This window comes from Paenibacillus sp. HGF5, assembly GCF_000204455.1.
Lineage (GTDB): Bacteria > Bacillota > Bacilli > Paenibacillales > Paenibacillaceae > Paenibacillus_AQ > Paenibacillus_AQ lautus_A.
The window spans coordinates 1-17,803 of record NZ_AEXS01000161.1 but is presented as its reverse complement, the minus strand read 5'-3'; the positions used below and the strand labels follow the sequence as shown (position 1 = coordinate 17,803).

The window sequence follows — 17,803 nt, the reverse complement described above, 5'->3', positions numbered from 1 at the left end:
AATGTAAGGAACATTGTAGCAAAAAAACACAAGTTGTAAATAAAAAACCATGATGCCGCGGCAAGAAATCACAAGTGGGCTAATAAAGTACATGGGCGCTGACGGTCGTTATCAACTACAATCTCATTAATCCATTTCAACATTAATAGGGGGCGAGGATTTATGAAAAAGAGAAAAGGGTTCTACAGCTGGGTAACGGCCTTATTGCTGATATCCATCATTGTAAGCGGATGCGGCAATGCCAGCGATGGTAAGACCGGCACCGCATCTCCCGGCACCGGAGGCGGCGGGGAAGATAAGAAGGTAGAAATCCTGCTCGGATATTATTCGAGCGACAGCTCCGATGCAAAGATGAAGGAGCTGATCGAGCAGTTCGAGGAAAAGCATCCGAACATTACGGTGAAGACGCAAAGCGCCCCTTACGGGCAGTTCTATCAGAAGCTGGATACGCAGATCGCGGCCGGCCAGGCGCCGGACGTATGGCTGTCCGACGGCGTCTACGTCATGAAATATGCCCAGCGCGGTGCCGCCAAGGATCTGACCGATTGGATTGCCAAGGATCTGAAAGCCGACGAATACTACGGCCTCGATTTCAACAAGGACGCGGAGGGACGCTATTGGGGCGTGCCGCAGGGCATTCAGGTCGGCGTGCTGTTTTACAACAAGGATTTGTTCGATAAAGCAGGCGTAGCGTATCCTACGGACGAATGGACCTGGGAAGACCTGAAAGCGTCGGCAGCCAAGCTGACGGTGGACGCCGGCGGAAAAACGGCCGAGGACAGCGGGTTTGACGCAGCCAGCGTGAATCAGTTCGGGCTTACGTTCTTCAGCATTACCGAGGGCTGGTTCTCCGTGATGAAATCCTACGGCGGCGGTGCCCTTGACGAGAAGGCGGAGAACTCGATCATCAATTCCCCGGAGAACAAGCAGGCGTTCGAATGGATGGTCGACGGCATGCAGCGCGGCATTATTACCGATCCGGTCGACCTGAAGAGCTTCCAGAGCAATACCGCCGTGTTCCCAAGCGGATCGGCCGCCATGCGGATCGGCATTTATGCCCGGGTGCAGGCAGCGAATGAAGCCGGCCTGAATTACGACGTGACGCTGCTGCCGAAGGGACCTGACGGTAAGCGGGTGTCCCCGGTCATCGCCAACTCGTGGGTGATTAACCAGAAGTCGAGCGACGAGAAGGCGCAAGCTGCCTGGGAGTGGATTAAATACTGGGCTACGGAAGACGATGTGCAGAAGCAGTGGACCGAGCTTGGCGAAGCCGTGCCCGTGAAAAAATCCGTAGCGGAATCCGAAGTGTTCCTAAAGGCGGGAGAGCAGCCGGCTAACCGCCAGGCCTTCCTGGACAGTCTGGAGTTCGCCCAAACGCTCGACAATAACGCAGTATGGGAAGAATGGGTGGGCAAATTCAACGAAAATGCGGAGCGAGCCTTCCTGGGCGATGCAACCGTCGATCAGGCGTTAAGCGAAGCGGACGCAGCCGTTCAGGCGGTCCTCGATGATTTTTATAAAAAATAAATCAAGGGTGGAAGAAAGGCGGGAGTGAAATGGACAATACGCTAAACGACAATGCAGCACTCAAAGCCGATCCGATGCCGCATGGAAAGCCCGCCCGAAAACGGAAATGGGATCATGAGGGGAGATGGGGGCTGCTTATGGCCTCCCCTTATCTTCTCCACTTTATCATTTTTGTGGCGGGTCCCCTCGCCGCATCCCTGTACTTCAGCTTTTCCGATTACGATATGCTGAATCCGCCCGAGTGGAGCGGATTGGATAATTTCCGGCGCATGGCCGAGGATTCGATGTTCTGGCGTTCCCTGTGGAATACCCTGTATTTTGCGGTTCTGTTCGTACCGCTCCAGACCTTTCTCGCGCTCGTGCTGGCCGTCGCGCTAAACCAGCGTTTGAAAGGGCTTAAATGGTTTCGGATGGCTCATTTCATCCCGGTGATCTCCTCCTGGACCGTCATCCTGTATGTCGCCGACGCCATATTCAATCCTCGCTTCGGCCTGGCCAATACGCTGCTTGCCAAGCTGGGGCTGGAAGGGCAAGGCTGGCTGCAGGACCCGAAGCTGGCCATTCCGCTGCTCGTCTTCATCGCGGTCTGGAAAGGGATCGGTTATATCATGGTCATCTATCTGGCGGGACTTCAGAGCGTTCCCGGGGATTTGTACGAAGCCGCGGAGATCGACGGCGCAGGAGCCCTGCGCAAATTCCGGTACATTACGGTTCCATTGATCTCGCCGACGACCTTCCTGGTTGTCATCATGAGCACGATCTCTACCTTCCAGGCATTCGAACAGATCTACGTGCTGACCGGCAGGGGCGACATCAGCTCGGCGGGAGGCCCGAATAACTCGAGCCTGGTCATGATGCTGTATTTATATCGCGAAGGGTTCACGTTTATGAGGATGGGCTATGCTTCCGCCATTGCCTGGGTGCTGTTCATGATCCTGTTCCTGCTGACGCTGGTACAGCTTCGCGCTCAAAAGAAATGGGTGCATTATGACTGATCCGGCGATCAAGATGGAACTACTGCAAATGCGGAACTGCACCGGGGGAAGGAGGAGCCTCAAATGAGAAGAAGGCTGCTGGGAAAAAGCATCGGATACGTGCTGATCGGGATCAGCTCGCTCATCATGATCGTGCCGTTTCTGTCGGCGCTCATGAATTCATTGAAAACCTACAGGGAATATACAACGGTTCCGCCCCGCTGGATTCCCGAAGTATTCCAATGGTCCAATTACGCCCAGGTGTTCCAGCTTGGGAATATTGGCGGCTACACGCTAAACAGCATCTTCGTGGCCGCATTGTCCGTCATCGGCGCGCTAATCTCTTGCTCGATGGTCGGCTATGCGTTCGCCAGGCTGCGCTTTCCGCTGAAAGGCGCGCTGTTCGTGATGGTGCTGGGGACGATGATGATTCCGGCGGTGGTCATCATCATCCCGCACTTCATCATTTTTAACAAACTGAACATGCTGGATACGCTCACGCCGCTGTGGATCATCGAATGGCTGGCCCAACCGTTTGGCATTTTCCTCATGAGGCAGGCATTCATGAATATACCTAAAGAGTATGAGGAAGCGGCCAAGATGGAGGGCTGCAATCCGTTCCAGATATATCTGCGGATCTTCATTCCGATGGCCAGGCCCACGCTGGCAACGCTGGCGATCTTTACGTTCATGGGCAAGTGGAACGAGATTCTGACGCCTGTCATTTATTTGACCTCGAACGAGAAGTATACGCTGCCCATCGGCATTCTCTCCTTGTCGGGACAGTGGACCGGCAATGAACAGCTCATGATTGCGGCGGCCTTGGTCAGTCTCGTTCCGATCCTGCTGGTATTCCTGTTTGCCGAGAAATATTTTGTGCAGAACCATAATATGGCCGGGATTAAATAACGGCGTATTCAGCGCTTGAGAAGGCGTAAATGCAGACGAAAGGATGAAAGACGAGATGAAAATAGCGGCATTCAGCGGATCACTCATCGATTACAGCATCCATGAAGCGATGTCGATCGCGGCCGAACTCGGTTTTGACGGCATTGAAATCGCCTGCCGCGAACCGCATTTGAGCCCGGAGACATCGCTTCCGCGGGTTCGCGAAATGAAGGCACTTGCGGATGGGCGCGGTTTGGAGATTCCGGCATTGGCGGGTTACATGGGGAATTTCTCGACAAGCGGGGATGCCGAATGTACCGGAGCCTATGATCAGTTCATGGGCCTGCTTGAACGCGCGGTGATGTTGGAGGCGGGCATGATCCGGATCTTTCAGGGAGGGCCGAATGCCTTCCTGGCGGAGGATTATCATTATGCCAAGGCGGCTTTCTGGATTCGGAAATGCGCGGAGGAAGCCCGCGCGGCAGGAAAACGGATCGTCCTGGAGATCCACAACCAGAGCCTGGTGGAGACAACGGACAGCGCACTGCGGTTGCTGGATTTGATCGGCGATGATCAGGTTGGCCTGATTCATGATGCAGGAAATATGTACATCACGGACACGGAATTTGGGGAAGAGTCGGTCCGGCAGCTTGGAAGCCGGTTGTTCCATGTGCACATCAAGGATGAACGGCGGATCGGGCAAGGGGGCGCCCCGGGAACGTTCAAGAATTTGACCCGTCACGGGGAAGAGTTCTTCCTGCAGTGCCGCCTTGGCGAAGGAGAAGTGGATCACGGGGGGCTGCTCAACGGATTACGGGAACAGCGGTATGCGGGTTGGCTTACGCTGGAATGCGCAGCTCCCTATCCGCCGAAGGAACGGCTCGCTTACGATTTGCTCGTCATTAAGGAGTGGCTGCAGGCTGTGGAGGTGTCGACCGGATGACGGGGAACGCACGGAAATTTGGAATCATCGGCTGCCAGCATGCCCACATCGGCATGTTTATCGAGGAGATGCTGGCACTGGGCTACGAATGTGCAGGAGTATACGAACCGGACAATCAGCCGTTAGCCCGCACCCTCGCCGACCGGTACGGCCTGGAGCTGACGGGGGATCGCGAGTCGCTGCTTGGCGATGAAGGGGTAAGTCTCATCGGCTGTGCGGCCATCAACGATGAGAAGATGGACGTCATAGAGCTGTGCGAGCTGCGCGGCAAGCCTGTCATGATCGACAAGCCTGCCGTGACGAACCGGGCGGGGCTAACCCGGCTGCGTGGCGTTCTGGAGCGTGGAAGAATCGAGGTAGGCATGATGCTGACCGAGCGCTTCCGTCCATCCCTGCATACCGTACATCGGATGATTCGGGCAGGAGAATTGGGGGACATCGTCCATATCTCGATGCGTAAGCCGCATCGGCTGAATCCGGAATCCCGGCCGGCCTGGCATTTTGACAGAGAGCAGTCCGGCGGCATCATCAACGATCTCTTCGTGCATGACTTCGACCTGTTAAGGTGGCTGACGGGCCGGGAAGTGGAGACGTCATCCGGTTATCTGGCGAAGCATATTCTGCCTGAATACCCGACCTTCTACGATGCGGCCGGCGTGCAGGTATTCATGGCTGGCGGGATCACGGCACAGCTATACGCGGATTGGCACACGCCTGCCGGCAGCTGGACTTGGGGAGACGGCCGGTTATTCATTACGGGGACGCGCGGCATTGCCGAAATTCGGCTGGAAGGCGATCCCTTGCTGTCCAGCGATGAGGTAACGCTTGTGGTCACCGATCAGGAGCTGCGCTCTTTGCCTTTGACGGCTCCGGCGTTCTCCCTTTCGCAGGATTTTCTGAATCGGGTGGCGGGAGAAGCCGGCCTGATCACGCATGACGATATTTACAAAGCCTCGGAGGCTACGGTGATGGCAGATGAGGGAGCACGGATCCTGATCAGGGAATAGGAGAAAGCACGGGCTTCGATGCAAACAGAACGGGAATGAGGGGGCGTAGGGAATATGACGAAGGAAGTTCGATTCGGGATCATCGGCTGCGGAATTATTGCGGATATCCATGCCAAGGGCATCATGAACACGGAGGAAGCCGTGCTTGCCGCCGTGTTCGATACGAAACGGGAATCGGCGGTCAAGCTGACTGAAACGTATGGAGGAGATGTCTGCGACACATTGGAGGAGCTGCTGGCGCGCGAGGATGTGGAAGTGGTCTGCATTTGCACGCCAAGCGGCATGCATGCAGAGCAAACGGCGATGGTTGCCCGGGCGGGCAAGCATGTGCTGGTGGAAAAGCCGATGGCGATCAAGCTTGACGATATCGAGCGCATGATCGAGGTATGTGCGGAAAGCGGGGTGCTGCTCGCCACCGTCTTTCCGAGGCGCATGTCCCCGCAGGCCGGGTATGCCCGCAGGGTCATTCAAGAAGGACGCCTCGGGAAGCTCAGTTTATGCTCGGCGTATGTCATGCTCTACCGCGATCAAGCCTATTATGACAGTGCGGGCTGGCGTGGGACCTGGGCGATGGACGGCGGCGGGGCGATGATGAATCAGGGAATACACACGGTGGATATGCTCCAATGGCTCGTTGGGCCCGTAGCATCCTTGTCGGCGAAGGCCAAAGCCGTGCTGCGAAATATCGAAGTGGAAGATACCGTTATCGCCGCCCTTGAATTTGCGAACGGCGCGCTCGGGGTCATGGAGATCACGACGACGGCCTGCGACGGCAAAGGCCAGCGGCTGGTCATTCATGGAGAGAAGGGCGTGCTTGTCATGGAAGAAGATGCGATCGTATCGCTTGAAATCGATGGCGAACAAGTTCAGCTGCCTGAATTCGATGCGTTCAAAGTTATTCCTGACGGCCACCGCCTGCAAATTCAAGATATGGCGCTTGCCGTTCGCGAAGGCCGCGAGCCTATCGTCACTGGGGAGGACGGCCGGCATTCTCTGGAAATCATTCTCGGTACCTACGAGGCTTCCAGGCAGCGCAAGGAAATTCAATTGCTGACCGGTACGCCGGCGTTGTAAGGGATGGAGGTGACTTTATGAGGACTGAGCGAAACATCAAGCCTGTTCTTGAAAACGTTCAAGATCAACTGAAGGTCCGCGTTTATGACCAGCGCGAAGCGATGGGGACAGCGGCGGCCGCCGATATCCTCGAGACCATGCAGCGCCTGCTGGCCGAGAAAGAGCGCATTCGCATCGTCTTTGCGGCCGCCCCGTCCCAGAATGAGTGCCTGGCCGCGCTGGTTCAAGCGGAAGGACTGGACTGGAGCCGGGTAACCGCATTTCATATGGATGAATACATCGGCCTCCCCCCTTCGGCCCCGCAGCGGTTCGGGAACTTTTTATCCCGGCGGCTGTTTGATCGGGTATCTCCGGGAGAGGTGCATCTGATCGACGGTTTGAATGATCCTGAAGCAGAGTGCGATAGATACAGCCGACTGGTCGCCGCCGCCCCGATCGATATGGTGGTCCTGGGCATTGGCGAGAACGGGCATATCGCCTTCAACGATCCGCCTGTTGCCGATTTTGCCGACCCTTTATGGGTGAAACGGGTCAAGCTGGACGAGGCTTGCCGCCTTCAGCAGGTGAATGACGGCTGTTTTGCGAGCTTGGAGGAGGTTCCGGCATACGCGCTTACGCTCACCGTTCCGGCGTTAATGTCGGGTGCCCATCTGTTCTGCGTCGTGCCGGGCGCAAGCAAGCGGGCAGCGGTGCAGCGGACGCTGCAAGGGGAGATAAGCGAGGCTTGTCCTGCCAGCATTCTTCGGCGGCATCCGGATTGCACGCTGTACGTCGATCTGGAGTCGTATGGGGAAATACGGAATGGATAGCCACGAACGGGTTCGGGCAGGCCGCCATTATGCAACAGGCGAGCCGATGGAGCTGGCATGGAATCCGGACGGCCGGATCGAGCGAGTCCTTCCACGCGGCGCGGACGAGGAGATATGGGTTGCTCCCGGATTGATCGATCTTCAGATTAACGGCGGTTACGGATATGACTTCAATTCGCTGCCGCTTACAACGGATACGGTCATCCAGGCAACCCGGCGGTTATGGGAGAAGGGTCTTACCCTGTTCTACCCCACCGTCATTACCAACGGAGACGAAGAAATCGAACAGCTGCTGCGGGTTATCGACGCGGCTTGCCTGGAGGATGAAGCGGTCGGTTCGTCCATAGGCGGGATTCATTTGGAAGGCCCCTTTCTTTCTCCGGAGGAGGGGCCAAGGGGAGCCCATGATTCCCGGTACATCAAGGCGCCGGACTGGGCATTGTTTACGAGATGGCAGGCGGCATCGGGGAACCGGATTCGGATCGTGACCCTATCGCCGGAGTGGCCGGAAGCTGCGGGTTTTATCCGGGCGTGCGCCGAATCGGGAGTCGTTGTATCGATCGGGCACACCGCTGCCACACCTGAGCAAATTCGGGAAGCCGTGGATGCCGGAGCGACGATGTCCACCCATCTGGGCAATGGCGCGCATCTAACGCTGCCGCGGCATCCGAATTATATATGGGAACAGCTTGCCCAAGATCAGCTGTGGGCAGGTATGATCGCGGACGGGTACCATCTGCCGGATTCGGTCATCAAGGTGATGCTCCGCGCCAAGCAATCCAAAGCGGTGCTGGTCAGCGATGCCGTCTATTTAAGCGGAATGCCGCCAGGCGAATACGAGACCCACATCGGCGGTCATGTCGTCTTGACTCCCGAAGGCCGACTGCATCTCGCCCGCAAGCCCGAGCTGCTGGCCGGCTCGGCCATGATGCTTGCCGATGCGGTTTGGCGGCTGGCTCGGTCGGGAATGTGCGCGTTTTCGGAAGCATGGGACATGGCTTCGGTGCTGCCCGCCCAGGCCATGGGGCAAGGGGAACGCCATGGGCTGAAGAGAGGAGCCCAGGCCGACTTCGTGCTTCTGGAGAAGCGCGAGGAGGTCTTTCGCATCCTGGAGACCGTCAAGGGAGGGCGTTCGGTTTACCGGGCGGATCGATAGATGTTGAAATCATCACAGGTTTGAACGATGATCGCAAGGTTGAGGCCACGACAAAAAATATCCCTGCTTGAATTCAAGCAGGGATATTTGCATTCCTATTTATAAGAGGCATCTGAAATTTAAATGCAGGGTTTTATTTCTTTTTGATAATAGTCATATAATCGATGGACGGAAGAACTGGAGAAGATATGAGCGGCTCGTTCAATTTGCTCGCGTTCCCAATCGTACCATCGCATTTCCATTAACTTTTCGATGTCTTCGTCCGCAAAGCGTTTCTTTATTTCTTTGGCAGGGTTACCGCCTACGATACGGTAGGGCGGGACATCTTTAGTAACAACCGAACCAGCCGCAACAATGGCGCCTTCGCCTATGGTCACACCTGGCATAATCATGGCATTCATTCCAATCCAAGCATCGCTTTCGATGACGGTATCGCCTTTTGGCGCGTAAGAAGCTTCAATCTGATCGACAAACGGGTACACGGTTATCCATTCCGGATGATGGTTGTGATTTCCACCCATTAAAATAATGACGCCGCTTGCGATGCATACGTAATTTCCGATAATCAACTTATCGATATGCCAGCCATAGTCTTCAATGGGATTAAACAACCTTCTGGATTTTGCATCCCCCCAGAGGTATCTAACGCAGCCATCTTCAAAATCATGATGATCGTAATAACCGGAATAGTATGAGTATTCTCCTACGCTTATCATCGGGTTTGTGACGATATCCTTCAAATACTTGATTTCGGACCAGTGTTCAAATCGATGTTGTTTCATTCTATTTCCTCGCTTCTAAGTAGAATAGATCATGTTTACTTAGAAGCTAAATACAGTAGCGACATTCTTAAACCTGATCAAACGACGAACCATCGTCCTCATCCTTTTCCTAATTGTTGATGAAATTGTAACAAGGCGTGTTCTTTTCGTCAAACGCACGCTGGTGCAAGATTCCGATAAAATAATCCATCCCCTTTGCCAAAAAGAGAGTCAGCTGCCTCTAACCATACTTCGCCATCATCTCCGTCAGAATGCCCTTCGTAAGGTCCACCAGCTCCTGCGGCTCCTTCACGGTGGCTTCATTTCCTAATCCGATAAAAAATTTAGCAAAATACAAAAGCTCGCTGGCAGGAACGTTCTGATCAAGCCGTCCGCTTCCATCCGTCCGCTTAGCAATATGGGGGACAGGACATAACTCAGATTCGCAGCGCTGAGCGCCTTCCCGGCTCAAATCCACGACCATCCGGACATAGACCGATTTCTCCGTCCCGTATTCCCTCCAGTTCCCCAGATGAATGTGCCGGTGATCCCGCGGCTCGATGCCGGTTGCATCCTCAGCCACGGACTGCATGCGGTCGCAGCGGAACAGGCGGAAATCATCGCGCAGAAAACAATAAGCGGGACAATACCAGAAGCCGTTGCTTGCATAGATGCCCACGGGCTGGATGCTTCGCGCGGCATAGCCGTCCCTGCTCTCGTATAACACCGTAACGACCCGCTGGTCGACGGCGGCATCCAGCAGAGCCCCGAGAGATTCAGCCTTCTGCTGTCTGGTATGCGTCAGAAAATCCACACGGTTCTTCATTTGGTCAATCCGGTCGCGCACATCCCCGGGCATGTAATAATAAAATTTCTGAAGTGCGGTAGAGGACTCGGCTTCAAAGGGAAGAAATAGATAGTGACGCAGGGCGTGGCTGGCAAAAAACATCGCGACGGCTTCTTCCTCGCTGAAGGCGATCGGCGGAAGAACCCGTTCTTTCAGCACCTGGTAGCCGCCGTGCGGTCCTACCTCGGAATAGAGGGGAACCCCCAGTTCGCTGAGCTCCTGCAGGTCCCTCAAGATCGTGCGAGACGATACGCCGAATTGATCGGCCAGTTCTCGTACGGTGAATTTTCGCATTCGGTTAACGGTCATCATCAGCTCGATGAGACGTTTGGATTTGGACATAGGATCAGCTCCGAATCGTTGGATGACTATGACAATAGTTGTCACTATTATACGCTATACTTACCGTAGAACCCAGAGCCCCTCATAACTAATAAATGGAGTGATGAAACGTGAATCAATTGCATGAAATGAAGCAGCTGTTGTTCGAAGAGCTGGAGCTTATCGTTCGTACCAGTTCGAATCTGATCGGCAAAATTACAGAAGCGCATTGGGATTACAGGCCTGCCCACAATATGAGATCGCTGCAGGAACTCGTGCATCATCTGGTTTCGGTGCCTGCGACGGACCTGTTGATTCTGCAAGAGAAGAGCGAAGCGGAGATCCGGGAACTGGAGGCAAGCATCGCCGCTGACGGCACGGACAAGGACAAGCTGATCTCTTGGATGACAAAGGGACTTGCCGATGTAAAATCCTACATGAATGGGCTGACGGATGAAGAATTTATGCAGAAGACAACGAGACCCTTCTATTTGGAGCACGGTTCAACCCAAGCCAAGTGGCTGATTGAAATCGTCACGCATGCCCAGCATCATCGGGCGCAAATGTTCAATTACCTGAAAGCCCAAGGCTATGAAGTAAATATGTTCGATCTATATTAAACGTCAGGTATGTATGCAGAGTGAGAACAGGGGTGAGAAGGATGCAGCGGCATGTACCGAGAAAATCGCCGAAGCTGCCGTTAACTGGCGAGGAGTTGGCGAAGCTGCTGTCAAACAAAATGAAGCTCATCGATATTGCGCAAATGGATATCGAGTTATTGTCCGGCGTGCTTGGTGTTTCGGATAGCCGCGCCCAATATATCCGGGGACTGGCACAGTTTCAGACGGTTCCTTCGATCGGACCGAAAGTGGCTGAACGCGTAGTCCAGTTGGGGTATTTCGCATTGGAAGATATCAAGGATGAAGACGCTGCCTCTTTAACGGACCGGATGGAAGCAAGCAGCGGTATCTGGGTGGATCCTTGCGTGGAGGATGCGTTTCGCTGCATCGTACATCATGCCAATCATCCGGGGAGCGGGAAGAGCTGGCATGACTTTACCGAAGTGCGTAAGCAGTTTAGGGAGCAGCACGGATACCCTCCAACCCGTCCAACTTTATCGTGGTACGACCAAAAAGATGGACAACCATAGGGTCCCTGCCTTGAACTAGCAGGAGGCACTGCCACATGGCGGTGTCTTTTTTCCTGTTGTTTACCAAACTTGAAAAATCGCTTGAAAGTGACGCGGCGTCATCCTGTACAATGACTTCAATGTTGAAAAAGGGTGGAGGTAAAGCAATGAAACGATATGCACCAGCTGTTATCCTATGGATCCTCGGCATGTTCTTGCTCAGTGCATGCGGTTCGAGGGATGAAGAAGAGGAGCTCCAACGCGTAACGCTTGAGGAGGCCGAAGTGCTGGAGATCGACCATGGCAGCACGACCTTGTTCGTGGAGACAGCGGATGTGGAAGCATTGGAGGTTTCGCTGCTCCGAAGCGGCAGTTCCGCAGGAGCCGTTGTCGATCAAAAAGATAATCGGGTGAAGATTTCTTTAGATAACGATATCACTCGGATGTTGAATATCGGCCGGATGCCGCAGCTTCGCGTGAAAATTCCTGCGGATTATGCAGGGAAGGTCGAAATTGACGGTTCTTCCGGCAAGGTAACGGGAACCGGCTTGCAAAATCACAGCCTTCAGGTGAAGGGTAAAAGCGGGAATATCTCCCTTTCGTTCGCCCGTTTGAACAACGATGTGGATGTATCGGCGACAAGCGGAAACGTGAACATACAGCTCGATGAAGAGGCGCCTGATGCGACATGGGTGCTGCATTCCGGGAGCGGACGGAGGTCCATTGCCGTTCCGATACAGGACAGGAACGAGAGCAACCGTAAGACGGAAGGGCGCACCGGTGACGGGGAGCATGAGGTGAAGCTCAAAACCTCCTCGGGGAACATCTCGATAAAATAACCATGCGGAACTGAGCGTAAGATAAAAAGCATCCCCGTTCGATCCTTTCCAAGAGTTCGTTGCTTCCGGACTCTTGGAGCAGACCATCAGAGGATGCTTGTCATCTCAACCTATGAAAGATTCTTATATGACAACAAGGAATGATAACACCTTATTCTTCAGCAGGCACAGAAGCCTTGGATGAAGCCGAGGATCTCATATATTGGGGCGGGTTTACGTCATCGATCAGCAGAATACCGTCGTACTGGTCCCGGGCGATTAAGCTTTCCGGAATCATCCCCCAGCTATAGGCAAAACGCGGCTCGAACATCCACGAGCTGCCTGCCTCGCGTTTTTGGTAACGCAGGTCAACGAAGGTATACGGCGAGCCTGAGGCCGAGAGGATCGATTCAATGGAGCCCGGCTCAGCCGGCAGAACGTCATGCACATTTCCCATATTATCCGCGGTTTGGCCGCTGGCCGGATACAGGCCAAGCACGTAACTGTATTTTTTCATTTCATCCGAGAGTTTCTCTCCCATTAAAGTCACCGGATATGGCGTACCCATCACCTCGGTTTGGGCTTTACGGATGTGGTCGTTATGTCCCCACACGATGAATTTTTCCGTCGGGTATACTTCGGTTGCCAGCCACATGAGATTGTCATGCATCGCTTGGTCCCGCCATTCCATCGATTCCAGGAACGGAGCATAATCACCGCTTTCCATGCCAAGCGTTGATTGAATGGAGAGCTCCACGTATTCCCGGGCTACCCGAATCCGGTCGTTCAGGCTCCGCTTGAGCAGCATGGACAGTTTGGGGTTATCCGGGTACAGCTGTTTCAGATGAGCTTCGTTTGTCTCCGTCTTTAAGGATTCCAGAGCATCCATGTATACTTGAATCAGCTGATGTTTCTCTTTGCGGTAAGCGTCCAGATCCGTACCAAGAGAGTAGTCGGACAGTTTCTTCTCAGCTTCCGATAGACGCTTAGCCATGGCTTGATCCTTCAGCCATTGTCCGTCCAACAGCGGATGCTGCAGCTGCATGTCAAAACCGGTCAGCACGAGCGGCTGCTTGCTCTGTTGTGCTGTTTTAATGTAGTCGAACAACGGCATAATCTCCTTGGACCACCAGACGCCGAAGATGGAATCCTTCATCGTTTGTTCCGCGCTCTGCTGTCCGACCCTACCGTAAGCCAAAGAGCTGTTGCCAAGACCGCTCTCAAAGGCCAGAACGTTGTACCCCATCTCCTGATGCAGGAACTGGATTAAACGGGTCTTCGCCAGATTGAACTCGCCAACCCCGTGGGAGCTCTCCCCTAGGAACACAAAACGTTTGTCATGCAGCAAGGGCTTCAGCATAGCCAGATCCTTATACTGGTTAGTGCCGTTGGCTGTGTTGGCCGGGTGAATCGTATCCAGTCGATATACATGGTCTTTGGCCCAATTCTCCCACTCGGCAATTTTTTCATCCGACGTTCGTGCAGTCTTAATCTCCGTAACCTGCCCTTGAATGGGATCGGCGGCAGAAGCATATGTTTTTCCTTCAGAGATGAAGGTCGTCCCCAATAGGGAAGCGGTGAGCAGAAACACGGTGAATGCTTTTCTAGCTTTATGTAATGGCATGATAGATTAGGTCACTCCTTATTATGATGATTGGTTATTATTTCTTGCCTTGAAGCGTTGGCATCACCTCCTTAACCTGGTCGCAATTATGGTCTGGCGGCGTTAGTGAATTGAAATGCAGGCCTACCCTAGTCCTCTTCCCAGAACAGATCGTTCAGCGTACGCGATAATGCCTTGCATATGGCAACGCACAGGCTGAGGGACGGATTATATTTCCCCAGCTCGATCAGGCCGATGGTCTGCCTGGAGACACCGACGATCTGGGCCAGCTCTTCCTGCGATAAATCCTTCTCGACGCGGGCCATCTTCAATTTGATGTTTTTCATGCGGCAGTCCCCCTATATCCCTTTCTACGAGTCGAATGGATCGTTCTGCGACATTTTCTGGCTTACCTTGTTGGCGCCGTAGTGGATCAACCAATTCACCCCAACAAAGAGCGGGATGTAGATGATCAGTGAGACGAGGAAAACGCTAAAGAAATATTTGAGCTCGGTCGCGCTGTTGTCATTGCCAAACAGAACCGCGCTGCGGATACCGAAAAAAAGAGCAAGTGCGACACCGATAACGAGCCCCCATATCACCGTACGTGTGCTGAACGAAATTTTGCTCCGCTGGTCATGGACCTCCACTTCATCCGAGTAAATCCCCAGCGCCACGCTGCGTATCCCGAAATATAAGCTTCCTCCCAGCATGATCAGCATTTCCAGCCAGACGGATTCCGTTCTCGGCAGCGCAAAAGATTTGATGATGACGGAAATGCTGCAAATGATCATGATCAAGGTATACACCTCTTTATATAACTTGTTCTTCAAGTTGACGATACGCTCATCCTCAACCGGGTTTTTCTTAAACCAATTCAAGCTCATCATTCCTTCCTTTTGGTTAGAGATACGTTCTTGAGATTTTCTGGATACATGCATTGTAATAGTATTTACGTCTTTTTGCAATATATATATGTCATTTTGAATTTAATATTTGTCTTTTAAAGCGAGGAGGTGGATAGAGTCCCAAGCACTCATCATAGTCTATAGAGGGAGATTATTTTTGATATATTTTGCTGAACCGGACGCTTGTCCCGGAGGTTTACATTCTGTGCTCGCGTGTTAGAATTGAATTAGGGCATTTATCTTGCCTAAATTGATGTCAGGAGCGTGTTTTTTCATGATCCATTTCATTCGTTTACGCTAATGTGAGGTACAGATCCAAGTAGGCTCGGCCCTTTTTTTTGACAACTGCGGCTTGAGTTTATTTATCTGTACCTTTTTCATTGCGTTCAATCGAATGAAAGGGTGATTTGCTGTGTCCAACAACGAAAAATTGTTAAAAAAAGCACAAAAACTTTCGATACACGAGAAGATGTTTCAATGCCCGATCTGCGGCGGTGCCATGAAGGTAGAACGAATGGCCAGCCTGGAATGCGAGAACAGGCATTGCTATGATATATCCAGACAGGGATACGTAAACCTGCTGAACCATTCATCCAAAACCAAATATGATAAGGCTTTGTTTGAGGCCCGAAACACGATCAGCGGCAGCGGCTTCTTCGGCCCCATGGTAGAAGCGGTAACGAATCGCCTGATCCAGGAGCTGAAGACCCGGGAATCCGTGAAGCCTGTAAAGCTGCTTGATGCAGGCTGCGGGGAGGGCTCCCATCTATCCGCCATCGGACATAAGCTTCGGGAGCACCCTTTGGTGCCGGATGTTCTCGGCGTGGGCATGGATATTGCCAAAGAGGGCATCGTTATGGCCGCCAAGACATCCCCGGACTCTATATGGTGCGTGGCCGATTTGTCCCGGAGCCCGTTTGCCGACCAACAGTTCGATTACATCCTGAACATCCTGTCCCCGTCCAATTATTCGGAGTTCAGGCGGCTGCTTGCGAGTGGCGGGACCTTGGTGAAGGTAATCCCGGACCGCCTGTATTTGCAGGAGCTTAGAACCTTGTTCTATACGGGGACAGGCAAGGAGAATTACTCCAATGACAGCACAATAGAGCTATTCAGCCGCCACTTTGAGCAAATCGATGCCGAGCGGGTGCAGTATCGAGTCGTCTTGGATAACGATCAGATGAAACAACTGATTCGCATGACGCCGTTATCTTGGAGCGCTTCGCCCGAAGCCATCGGACAAATGCTGGATGAAGCGATGGAGGTCACGGCGGACTTCAAGATCCTGTATGGATGGAATGAGGAATAACCATTACGGTCCTTCAACCGAAAATGCCTCATATTTTGCTAAAGTGATCCTGTTGGGAGATAATAGGAGTAGCGTGTTGTAAATATAAAAATAAGGTGGTTGACGATCATATGGCACTTCGAATGAATCCATATCTCGTGATGGACGGGAATGCTAAGGAAGCTATTCAGTTCTATGAGAAGGCGCTGGACGCCCAGGTCATCATGGTTCAGACCTTCGGCGAGATGCCGGCGAACCCTGATTTTCCGCTGCCGGAAAGCGCGAGGGATCGCATTTCCCACGCTTTGCTGAAGGTAGGAGAGACGGATTTGATGTTCTCCGATACGTTTCCCGGTCAACCGGTTCAATCCAGCAATCAGGTTCAGATCTGTATCATGACCGATCAGGCCGAACAGGCCAAGCGGATATATGAAGCGCTGCGGGAGGGCGGTCAAGTGGTTATGCCGCTTCAGGAGACGTTCTGGAGCCCGGCATACGGCATCGTGGCTGACAAATACGGCGTGAACTGGAATATCTCCACGGAAGCGAAAGCGTAGAAGCCGATATATAAATGAAAAAGCCCTGACGATTTGCGTCAGGGCTTTTTGTTCGGTTGCAGCGCAGTCGAGTTTCCTGAATTAGGCCCGAGATCCGTCCCACCACTTATAGTAGATATGGACATGCCCGGCGGGGCTTGCCACGAGCGGATCGATAACGAGTGTTTTGCCGCTGACCTTCAGCTCGATCACCTTCTTGTTCTTCTCCGCGGAGTCTATCTTCGCGAGGAAGGCGGAATCGACCTGGAAGCCATACAGCTGGAGGAGTTCGATCAGCATGCCGCGCTGCGTTTTATCGGCGGCATTGGAAAGCGCGATTCCGCTGAATTGCATAATCTGCGGCTCGAATTGAACGGACACGGCGTAATCCGTCTCGCCGGTTTGCTTCGTGCTGGTCATGACGATTTTATTCGATCCGTCGTCATAGATGCGGTAGCCGCTGTACTTCGGAAATACCTTCTGGCGGATCACGAGGTACATCTCGTCCCGGTAAACGTCCCAAGGCGTTGGCAGCTTCGGCAGCATGGCCTCCGCGCTTGGCGCGGTAGGGCGGTCGTACAGGTTCGACATTCCGCGATCGGTCAGGTTTTTGATCAGCTGCAGCACTTCGGCGCGCGTGATGGTGCCGCTGCCTACATAGCCTTCAATCGTATTTTCACCTTTGATCCGGCCCTGCGCGTACTTCTTGCCCAGAACGTATTGAATGGCCTGATTCCCGCCGTAGTTCACGCCGTCGGCGCTGGATATCAGCTCGGCCACATGGGCCCGCGTTATGTATTGGCTGCGCTTGGTTTTGTCAGCGAATCCGTGTACAGGGTAGTTCTTGAAATGCAGAAAATGATAATATTTATCCGACCATAGTTCGGTCAAATAGTTCTCCTGCAGGTCCTTGCCCGTAATGCCGACAACCAGCATGCGGATGAATTCGGCCTCGGTCACATTCTGATTAGGCATGAACATTCCGTTGGCATAGCCGTTGACAATCCCCTTGTCGACGCCCCATTCGATGGTCGTTTTTGCCCAATGGTTATCAATATCCCGAAAAGTAACCCCGGCGAAAGCGCTGCCAGCTCCTACGAACAAAGAGACAGCCAGGAGTATAGGCGCACATAGTGTCCTGAACTTCAACATCTGCAATCCTCCATCTATAATTTGCTAAAATACTACAAAATACATTGTATAGGCCTATTTTT

The 17,803-nt window shown here is 53.2% G+C and carries 19 protein-coding genes; 13 read left to right on the top strand and 6 right to left on the bottom strand.

The window, feature by feature from the left end:
* Window positions 1–162 precede the first annotated feature (162 nt).
* The 8 genes from HMPREF9412_RS26705 to HMPREF9412_RS26670 all read left to right on the top strand — a co-directional run bounded on the left by HMPREF9412_RS26705 (window position 163) and on the right by HMPREF9412_RS26670 (window position 8,378).
* The gene (locus HMPREF9412_RS26705) at window positions 163–1,527 is read left to right on the top strand and encodes an ABC transporter substrate-binding protein (protein ID WP_009594946.1); all 1,365 of its coding nucleotides are present in this window, start codon (window positions 163–165) and stop codon (window positions 1,525–1,527) included.
* A 29-nt stretch (window positions 1,528–1,556) separates the two neighbouring features.
* Entirely contained in the window at window positions 1,557–2,522 is a 966-nt protein-coding gene (locus HMPREF9412_RS26700) for a carbohydrate ABC transporter permease (RefSeq protein ID WP_009594963.1), read from the top strand.
* A gap of 63 nt (window positions 2,523–2,585) precedes the next feature.
* Window positions 2,586–3,410, top strand: a complete 825-nt coding sequence (locus HMPREF9412_RS26695; RefSeq protein WP_009594969.1) for a carbohydrate ABC transporter permease — start codon at window positions 2,586–2,588, stop codon at window positions 3,408–3,410.
* Between the two features lie 55 nt (window positions 3,411–3,465).
* Complete coding sequence (locus tag HMPREF9412_RS26690) at window positions 3,466–4,332, top strand: sugar phosphate isomerase/epimerase family protein (protein WP_009594977.1); 867 nt, start codon at window positions 3,466–3,468, stop codon at window positions 4,330–4,332.
* Window positions 4,329–5,339 carry a Gfo/Idh/MocA family protein gene (locus HMPREF9412_RS26685; protein WP_009594954.1) on the top strand — a complete coding sequence of 337 codons (1,011 nt, stop codon included), beginning with the start codon at window positions 4,329–4,331 and terminating at the stop codon, window positions 5,337–5,339. The genes HMPREF9412_RS26690 and HMPREF9412_RS26685 overlap by 4 nt, the downstream gene beginning before the upstream one ends.
* Window positions 5,340–5,393: 54 nt before the next feature.
* Window positions 5,394–6,413, top strand: coding sequence for a Gfo/Idh/MocA family protein (locus HMPREF9412_RS26680; protein ID WP_009594971.1), 1,020 nt, complete (start codon window positions 5,394–5,396; stop codon window positions 6,411–6,413).
* Window positions 6,414–6,430: 17 nt separating this feature from the next.
* The gene (locus tag HMPREF9412_RS26675) at window positions 6,431–7,222 is read left to right on the top strand and encodes a glucosamine-6-phosphate deaminase (protein ID WP_009594962.1); all 792 of its coding nucleotides are present in this window, start codon (window positions 6,431–6,433) and stop codon (window positions 7,220–7,222) included.
* Window positions 7,215–8,378 (top strand): N-acetylglucosamine-6-phosphate deacetylase, encoded by a 1,164-nt coding sequence (locus tag HMPREF9412_RS26670; protein WP_009594952.1) that lies wholly within the window; start codon window positions 7,215–7,217, stop codon window positions 8,376–8,378. Before HMPREF9412_RS26675 ends, HMPREF9412_RS26670 begins: the two co-directional genes overlap by 8 nt.
* A 119-nt stretch (window positions 8,379–8,497) precedes the next feature.
* On the opposite strand, the gene HMPREF9412_RS26665 is transcribed toward HMPREF9412_RS26670, so the two are convergent.
* Window positions 8,498–9,160: a CatB-related O-acetyltransferase gene (locus HMPREF9412_RS26665; RefSeq protein ID WP_009594959.1), complete on the bottom strand. Its 663-nt coding sequence runs from the start codon at window positions 9,158–9,160 to the stop codon at window positions 8,498–8,500.
* A 220-nt stretch (window positions 9,161–9,380) separates the two neighbouring features.
* On the bottom strand, window positions 9,381–10,328 hold the full coding sequence (locus HMPREF9412_RS26660; RefSeq protein WP_009594953.1) for a helix-turn-helix transcriptional regulator: 948 nt from the start codon (window positions 10,326–10,328) through the stop codon (window positions 9,381–9,383).
* Window positions 10,329–10,438: 110 nt separating this feature from the next.
* Between HMPREF9412_RS26660 and HMPREF9412_RS26655 the strand changes: the two genes are divergently transcribed.
* The 3 genes from HMPREF9412_RS26655 (at window position 10,439) to HMPREF9412_RS26645 (ending at window position 12,275) form a co-directional block, all read left to right on the top strand.
* Entirely contained in the window at window positions 10,439–10,927 is a 489-nt protein-coding gene (locus HMPREF9412_RS26655; protein WP_009594956.1) for a DinB family protein, read from the top strand.
* A 41-nt stretch (window positions 10,928–10,968) separates the two neighbouring features.
* Window positions 10,969–11,457, top strand: coding sequence for a helix-hairpin-helix domain-containing protein (locus HMPREF9412_RS26650; protein WP_036673707.1), 489 nt, complete (start codon window positions 10,969–10,971; stop codon window positions 11,455–11,457).
* A gap of 146 nt (window positions 11,458–11,603) precedes the next feature.
* Window positions 11,604–12,275 (top strand): DUF4097 family beta strand repeat-containing protein, encoded by a 672-nt coding sequence (locus HMPREF9412_RS26645; protein WP_036673717.1) that lies wholly within the window; start codon window positions 11,604–11,606, stop codon window positions 12,273–12,275.
* A 151-nt stretch (window positions 12,276–12,426) separates the two neighbouring features.
* Here the strand turns inward: HMPREF9412_RS26645 and HMPREF9412_RS26640 are convergent, their stop codons facing one another.
* The 3 genes from HMPREF9412_RS26640 to HMPREF9412_RS26630 all read right to left on the bottom strand — a co-directional run bounded on the left by HMPREF9412_RS26640 (window position 12,427) and on the right by HMPREF9412_RS26630 (window position 14,744).
* Complete coding sequence (locus tag HMPREF9412_RS26640) at window positions 12,427–13,878, bottom strand: erythromycin esterase family protein (RefSeq protein ID WP_009594978.1); 1,452 nt, start codon at window positions 13,876–13,878, stop codon at window positions 12,427–12,429.
* A 128-nt stretch (window positions 13,879–14,006) separates the two neighbouring features.
* Window positions 14,007–14,204 carry a helix-turn-helix transcriptional regulator gene (locus HMPREF9412_RS26635; protein WP_009594955.1) on the bottom strand — a complete coding sequence of 66 codons (198 nt, stop codon included), beginning with the start codon at window positions 14,202–14,204 and terminating at the stop codon, window positions 14,007–14,009.
* A 24-nt stretch (window positions 14,205–14,228) separates the two neighbouring features.
* Window positions 14,229–14,744 (bottom strand): DUF6773 family protein, encoded by a 516-nt coding sequence (locus HMPREF9412_RS26630; protein ID WP_009594973.1) that lies wholly within the window; start codon window positions 14,742–14,744, stop codon window positions 14,229–14,231.
* A 433-nt stretch (window positions 14,745–15,177) separates the two neighbouring features.
* Here HMPREF9412_RS26630 and HMPREF9412_RS26625 point away from each other — a divergent pair, with 433 nt between their 5' ends.
* Both HMPREF9412_RS26625 and HMPREF9412_RS26620 read left to right on the top strand, forming a co-directional pair.
* Window positions 15,178–16,074, top strand: a complete 897-nt coding sequence (locus tag HMPREF9412_RS26625) for a putative RNA methyltransferase (protein ID WP_009594965.1) — start codon at window positions 15,178–15,180, stop codon at window positions 16,072–16,074.
* A 110-nt stretch (window positions 16,075–16,184) separates the two neighbouring features.
* A complete protein-coding gene (locus tag HMPREF9412_RS26620) occupies window positions 16,185–16,610 on the top strand; it encodes a VOC family protein (RefSeq protein WP_009594967.1) in 426 nt (141 codons plus the stop codon).
* 81 nt (window positions 16,611–16,691) lie between these two features.
* On the opposite strand, the gene HMPREF9412_RS26615 is transcribed toward HMPREF9412_RS26620, so the two are convergent.
* Window positions 16,692–17,741 carry an S-layer homology domain-containing protein gene (locus HMPREF9412_RS26615; protein WP_009594975.1) on the bottom strand — a complete coding sequence of 350 codons (1,050 nt, stop codon included), beginning with the start codon at window positions 17,739–17,741 and terminating at the stop codon, window positions 16,692–16,694.
* Between the last annotated feature and the right edge of the window lie 62 nt (window positions 17,742–17,803).

What these genes read in the sequence shown, in the direction of transcription:
- HMPREF9412_RS26705 (WP_009594946.1), top strand. Translation starts at nt 163, where the DNA reads ATGAAAAAGAGAAAAGGGTTCTACAGCTGGGTAACGGCCTTATTGCTG.
- HMPREF9412_RS26700 (WP_009594963.1), top strand. Translation starts at nt 1,557, where the DNA reads ATGGACAATACGCTAAACGACAATGCAGCACTCAAAGCCGATCCGATG.
- HMPREF9412_RS26695 (WP_009594969.1), top strand. Translation starts at nt 2,586, where the DNA reads ATGAGAAGAAGGCTGCTGGGAAAAAGCATCGGATACGTGCTGATCGGG.
- HMPREF9412_RS26690 (WP_009594977.1), top strand. Translation starts at nt 3,466, where the DNA reads ATGAAAATAGCGGCATTCAGCGGATCACTCATCGATTACAGCATCCAT.
- HMPREF9412_RS26685 (WP_009594954.1), top strand. Translation starts at nt 4,329, where the DNA reads ATGACGGGGAACGCACGGAAATTTGGAATCATCGGCTGCCAGCATGCC.
- HMPREF9412_RS26680 (WP_009594971.1), top strand. Translation starts at nt 5,394, where the DNA reads ATGACGAAGGAAGTTCGATTCGGGATCATCGGCTGCGGAATTATTGCG.
- HMPREF9412_RS26675 (WP_009594962.1), top strand. Translation starts at nt 6,431, where the DNA reads ATGAGGACTGAGCGAAACATCAAGCCTGTTCTTGAAAACGTTCAAGAT.
- HMPREF9412_RS26670 (WP_009594952.1), top strand. Translation starts at nt 7,215, where the DNA reads ATGGATAGCCACGAACGGGTTCGGGCAGGCCGCCATTATGCAACAGGC.
- HMPREF9412_RS26665 (WP_009594959.1), bottom strand. Translation starts at nt 9,160, where the DNA reads ATGAAACAACATCGATTTGAACACTGGTCCGAAATCAAGTATTTGAAG.
- HMPREF9412_RS26660 (WP_009594953.1), bottom strand. Translation starts at nt 10,328, where the DNA reads ATGTCCAAATCCAAACGTCTCATCGAGCTGATGATGACCGTTAACCGA.
- HMPREF9412_RS26650 (WP_036673707.1), top strand. Translation starts at nt 10,969, where the DNA reads ATGCAGCGGCATGTACCGAGAAAATCGCCGAAGCTGCCGTTAACTGGC.
- HMPREF9412_RS26645 (WP_036673717.1), top strand. Translation starts at nt 11,604, where the DNA reads ATGAAACGATATGCACCAGCTGTTATCCTATGGATCCTCGGCATGTTC.
- HMPREF9412_RS26640 (WP_009594978.1), bottom strand. Translation starts at nt 13,878, where the DNA reads ATGCCATTACATAAAGCTAGAAAAGCATTCACCGTGTTTCTGCTCACC.
- HMPREF9412_RS26635 (WP_009594955.1), bottom strand. Translation starts at nt 14,204, where the DNA reads ATGAAAAACATCAAATTGAAGATGGCCCGCGTCGAGAAGGATTTATCG.
- HMPREF9412_RS26630 (WP_009594973.1), bottom strand. Translation starts at nt 14,744, where the DNA reads ATGAGCTTGAATTGGTTTAAGAAAAACCCGGTTGAGGATGAGCGTATC.
- HMPREF9412_RS26620 (WP_009594967.1), top strand. Translation starts at nt 16,185, where the DNA reads ATGGCACTTCGAATGAATCCATATCTCGTGATGGACGGGAATGCTAAG.
- HMPREF9412_RS26615 (WP_009594975.1), bottom strand. Translation starts at nt 17,741, where the DNA reads ATGTTGAAGTTCAGGACACTATGTGCGCCTATACTCCTGGCTGTCTCT.